Origin of the sequence: Nonomuraea rhizosphaerae (genome assembly GCF_019396405.1) — a bacterium.
GTDB lineage: Bacteria > Actinomycetota > Actinomycetes > Streptosporangiales > Streptosporangiaceae > Nonomuraea > Nonomuraea rhizosphaerae.
Genome location: NZ_JAHKRL010000085.1, coordinates 1 through 4,629, shown reverse-complemented (window position 1 = coordinate 4,629; position 4,629 = coordinate 1). Strand labels below are relative to the sequence as shown.

The window sequence follows — 4,629 nt, the reverse complement described above, 5'->3', positions numbered from 1 at the left end:
CCGAACCGGGCGCCCTCCTGGGCGCCGGCGTCGACCGAGGGGATGTACTCCCTCGGGACACGGCCACCCGTGACCTTGTTCTCGAACTCGTAGCCGTCGTTGCCTTCGCCCAGCGGCTCGAGGTTGATGATCACCCGCGCGAACTGACCGGAACCACCGGTCTGCTTCTTGTGGGTGTAGTCGACCTTCTCCACCTTGCGGCGGATGGTCTCGCGGTAGGCGACCTGGGGACGGCCGACGTTGGCCTCGACCTTGAACTCGCGACGCATGCGGTCGACGAGGATCTCCAGGTGAAGCTCGCCCATGCCCCAGATGACCGTCTGACCGGTCTCCTCGTCACGACGGACCTGGAAGGACGGGTCCTCCTCGGCCAGCCGCTGGATCGCGGTCGACAGCTTCTCCTGGTCGCCCTTGGTCTTGGGCTCGATCGCGACGTTGATGACCGGGGCCGGGAACGTCATCGACTCGAGCACGACCTGGTTGGCCGGGTCGGACAGGGTGTCGCCGGTCGTGGTGTCCTTCAGACCCATGACGGCGACGATCTGCCCGGCGGACGCCGACGGGCGCTCCTCGCGCTTGTTGGCGTGCATCTGGTAGATCTTGCCGATCCGCTCCTTCTTGCCCTTCACAGAGTTGACGACCTGTGAACCGGCCTCGAGCGAACCCGAGTAGATGCGGATGTAGGTGATCTTGCCCAGGTGCGGGTCGCTGGCGATCTTGAAGGCCAGCGCGGCGAAGGGGTCCTTCGGGTCCGCGTGGCGCTTGACGATCACATCTTCCTTGCCGACCGCGTGGCCTTCGAAGGCCGGCAGGTCGGTCGGCGCGGGGAGGTAGTCGACCACCGCGTCGAGCAGGGGCTGCACGCCCTTGTTCTTGAACGCGGTGCCGGTGAGGACCGGGTTGACGGCGCTCGACAGCGTCGCGCGGCGGATGGCCGCCTTCAGCTGCTCCTCGGTCGGCTCGTGAGCCTCCAGGAAGAGCTCCATCATCTCGTCGTCGTTCTCGGCGATGGTCTCGACGAGCTTGTCACGCCACTCGCGAGCGGCCTCGGCGTGGTCGGCCGGGATGTCGACGACGTCGTACATCTCGCCCTTGGCCGCGTCCTCGCTCCAGAGCAGGCCCTTCATCCGCACGAGGTCGATGACCCCGCGGAAGCCGGCCTCGACGCCCCAGGGGAGCTGGACGACCGCCGGGACGGCACCCAGCCGGGTGACCATCATGTCGACGCAGCGGTGGAACTCCGCGCCGACCCGGTCCATCTTGTTCACGAAGCAGATGCGCGGGACGTTGTAGCGGTCAGCCTGCCGCCACACCGTCTCCGACTGCGGCTCGACGCCCGCGACACCGTCGAACACGGTGACCGCGCCGTCGAGGACACGGAGGTTGCGCTCGACCTCGATGGTGAAGTCGACGTGGCCCGGGGTGTCGATCAGGTTGATCGTGTGACCGTTCCACTCGCAGGTGGTCGCGGCAGACGTGATCGTGATGCCGCGCTCTTGCTCCTGCTCCATCCAGTCCATCGTGGCTGCGCCGTCGTGGACCTCACCGATCTTGTAGTTGATGCCGGTGTAGAACAGGATGCGCTCGGTCGTGGTGGTCTTGCCCGCGTCAATATGGGCGATGATCCCGATGTTTCGGACCTTTGCCAGGTCAAGAGCGGTCGTTGCGGCCACTTCTCTCGCGTCCTCGTCGTCTCGTCGAACCCGCTGGGGTTACCAGCGGTAATGGGCGAAGGCCTTGTTGGACTCGGCCATCTTGTGAGTGTCCTCGCGCTTCTTGACGCTCGCCCCGAGGCCGTTGCTGGCGTCGAGGAGCTCGTTCATGAGGCGCTCGGTCATGGTCTTCTCGCGGCGGGCGCGGGAGTACTGCACCAGCCAGCGCAGGGCCAGGGTGGTGCTGCGCGCGGCGCGCACCTCGACCGGCACCTGGTAGGTCGCGCCACCGACACGACGGCTGCGAACCTCAAGGGTCGGCTTGACGTTGTCAAGCGCGCGCTTCAGGGTGACGACCGGGTCGTTGCCCGTCTTGTCCCTGCAGCCCTCGAGGGCGCCGTAGACGATCGACTGCGCGATGGAGCGCTTGCCGTCCAGGAGCACCTTGTTGATCAGAGCGGTGACCAGCGGCGAGCTGTAGACCGGGTCGGTCATCAGCTGACGGCGGCCGGGAGAACCCTTGCGAGGCATAGTTAGCTCTTCTCCCTCTTCGCGCCGTACTTGCTGCGGGCCTGCTTGCGGTTGCGGACGCCCTGGGTGTCCAGCGAGCCACGGATGATCTTGTAGCGAACACCGGGCAGGTCCTTCACACGACCGCCACGGACGAGCACGATCGAGTGCTCCTGCAGGTTGTGACCCACACCCGGGATGTACGCGGTGACCTCGATGCCGTTGGTGAGCCGCACACGGGCCACCTTGCGCAGTGCCGAGTTGGGCTTCTTGGGGGTCGTGGTGTACACGCGCTGGCACACACCCCGCCGCTGCGGATTCGCCCGTAGGGCAGGAGTCTTGGTCTTGGCGACCTTGTCCTGCCGGCCCTTGCGGACCAACTGCTGAATAGTGGGCACTGCCACTCCGTTCGTGCCTTGGCCGGTGATACGTCGTTGTTCATTTCGCAGGTTCTGCCGGTGTCATGACCTGCTGGTTTTCCCTGTCTTGGTGCCCCCGCGCTCGGGCGTGTCGCGCACTCCGCACAGACACATCCACGGGGACATATGAGCCAGGAAGCCAGCCGGCGCTCTTTGATATGAGCGCACAGCCGAGAGCCCGCTAACGACGGGCACGATGCTCTAGACTACCCAGACCCACGCGACACGTCAAAGCAGCGCGACAAAGCGGACTTGCTTTGCCACTCTGCTGGTCGCTGGGCCCCTTCGATCCATGCCCGGCTACTGCTCCGCATCCATGGTAGCCGGAACGTGGACCATTTCGACGCGCTTCGCCAGGATGGGCGGCGCGACGGCGGTCCCGGCGGTCACGCGCCTGTCAGCGCGCTCCCTCGCCGGTCAGCCCCGCCTGCCGTAGAGGTGAAGGGTGAGCGGCGCGCACACCGCGGCGATGACAGCGGTCGCGACGAGCGACCAGACGACGGATCCCCCGGTACCGCCTTCGTCGTTCATCAGCGCCCTGGCCGCCGTCGCGACATGGCTGAGCGGGTTGACCTCGACGAACGCCTGCAGCCAGCCGGGCATCGTCCGCGGCTGGACGAAGATGTTGCTGGCGAACGAGAGCGGCATCAGCACGACGTTGGCGATGCTGATGACCACGGCCGGGTCGGGCACGAGCAGGGCGAGCACCGCCCACAGCAGGGACAGGGAGAGCCCGAAGGCGACGACCAGGGCCACCGCGCCGAGCACCCCCAGGACGCCGCCGTCGGGCCGATAGCCCATGGCCAGCCCGAGTACCACCACGATGGCGGCGGCGAACAGGTAACGGGCGGCGTCGCTGAGCAGGCCGCCGACCACGAAGGCGCCGCGCCAGACCGACAGGGAGCGGAAGCGGTCGAAGGCTCCGGTCGTCACGTCCTGGGCGAGGCGGGCGCCGCCGTACATGGTGACGATGGCGATGCTCATGCTGAGCGTGCCGGGCAGGAGGAACCGCAGGTAGCCGGCGGGCGAGCCGCTGACGGCGCCGCCGAAGAGGTAGGTGAACAGCACGGTGAACAGGATCGGGATGGCGGCCGAGTCCACCAGCTGTTTGGGGTCGTGCTTGATCTTGAGCATGGCGCGCCGGCCGAAGGTGGCGGAGGCGGTGAGCGCGCCGGCGCGGCGGCGTCGCCGGCCCGCGTGGAGCAGGTCGTCGAGCGGGTGGGCCTGCGCCCCTGAGGGGCGCGTTCCGGCGGCCGGGGTGTTCATGCGCTCACGTCCTCGTGGTCGGCGTTCTTGTAGCCGGTGGTAGTGGTGGCGGGCCCAGTGGGGGTGGGGTCGGTCCTGTGGCCGGTCAGGGCGAGGAAGGCCTCGTCCAGGCTGGGCTGGCCGAGGGCGACCTCGGCGACGCCCACCCGCGCCTCGGCGAGCCGGGTCATGGCATGCCCGACCAGCCGGCCCACACCCGCCTCGCCAGCGGTCCCGCCAGCGATCCCGTCAGCAGTCCCGTCGGCGACCCCACCAGCGGTCCCGTCAGTCGGCGCGGCGAGCAGCATGGACAGGGCGAGCGGGTCGGCGGCGAGATGGACCGTCCCCTCCAGCGCCCCGGCCAGGACCTCCCGCGCCCGCGGCCGCTGCCGGCCGTCCAGGAGCCTGATGCGCAGGGTGCCCGCGCCGACCCGGGCCTTGAGCTGGGCCGGTGTCCCCTCGGCCACGATCCGGCCGTGGTCGATGACGGCGATCTGCTCGGCGAGCCGGTCGGCCTCGTCGAGGTACTGGGTGGTCAGCAGCACGGTGGTGCCGGCGGCGGCGATCCGGCGGACCAGCTCCCACACCTGACCGCGGCTGCGCGGGTCCAGCCCGGTGGTCGGCTCGTCGAGGAACAGCAGGTCGGGAGTCACGATCAGGCCGGCCGCGATGTCGAGCCGCCGTCGCATCCCGCCCGAGTACCCGCCCACCGGACGGCCGGCCGCGCCGGTCAGCTCGAAGGCGTCGAGCAGGTCGCCGGCCCGCCGCCGGCCGCCCGCGCGGGACAGGCCGGGCAGGCGGGC

At 69.0% G+C, this 4,629-nt stretch carries 5 protein-coding genes; all 5 read right to left on the bottom strand.

Annotated elements, in window-relative coordinates:
• On the bottom strand, window positions 1-1,673 hold a 1,673-nt coding region (gene fusA, locus KME77_RS04015), incomplete at its 3' end, for an elongation factor G (RefSeq protein WP_219462041.1).
• Between the two features lie 39 nt (window positions 1,674-1,712).
• A complete protein-coding gene (rpsG, locus tag KME77_RS04010; RefSeq protein WP_219462039.1) occupies window positions 1,713-2,183 on the bottom strand; it encodes a 30S ribosomal protein S7 in 471 nt (156 codons plus the stop codon).
• A gap of 2 nt (window positions 2,184-2,185) precedes the next feature.
• Window positions 2,186-2,560, bottom strand: a complete 375-nt coding sequence (gene rpsL, locus KME77_RS04005; RefSeq protein ID WP_214633169.1) for a 30S ribosomal protein S12 — start codon at window positions 2,558-2,560, stop codon at window positions 2,186-2,188.
• A 438-nt stretch (window positions 2,561-2,998) separates the two neighbouring features.
• Window positions 2,999-3,847, bottom strand: coding sequence for an ABC transporter permease (locus tag KME77_RS04000; protein ID WP_219462037.1), 849 nt, complete (start codon window positions 3,845-3,847; stop codon window positions 2,999-3,001).
• Window positions 3,844-4,629 (bottom strand): ATP-binding cassette domain-containing protein (locus KME77_RS03995; protein ID WP_219462034.1); only part of this gene is annotated, 786 nt, incomplete at its 5' end. The genes KME77_RS03995 and KME77_RS04000, both read right to left, overlap by 4 nt.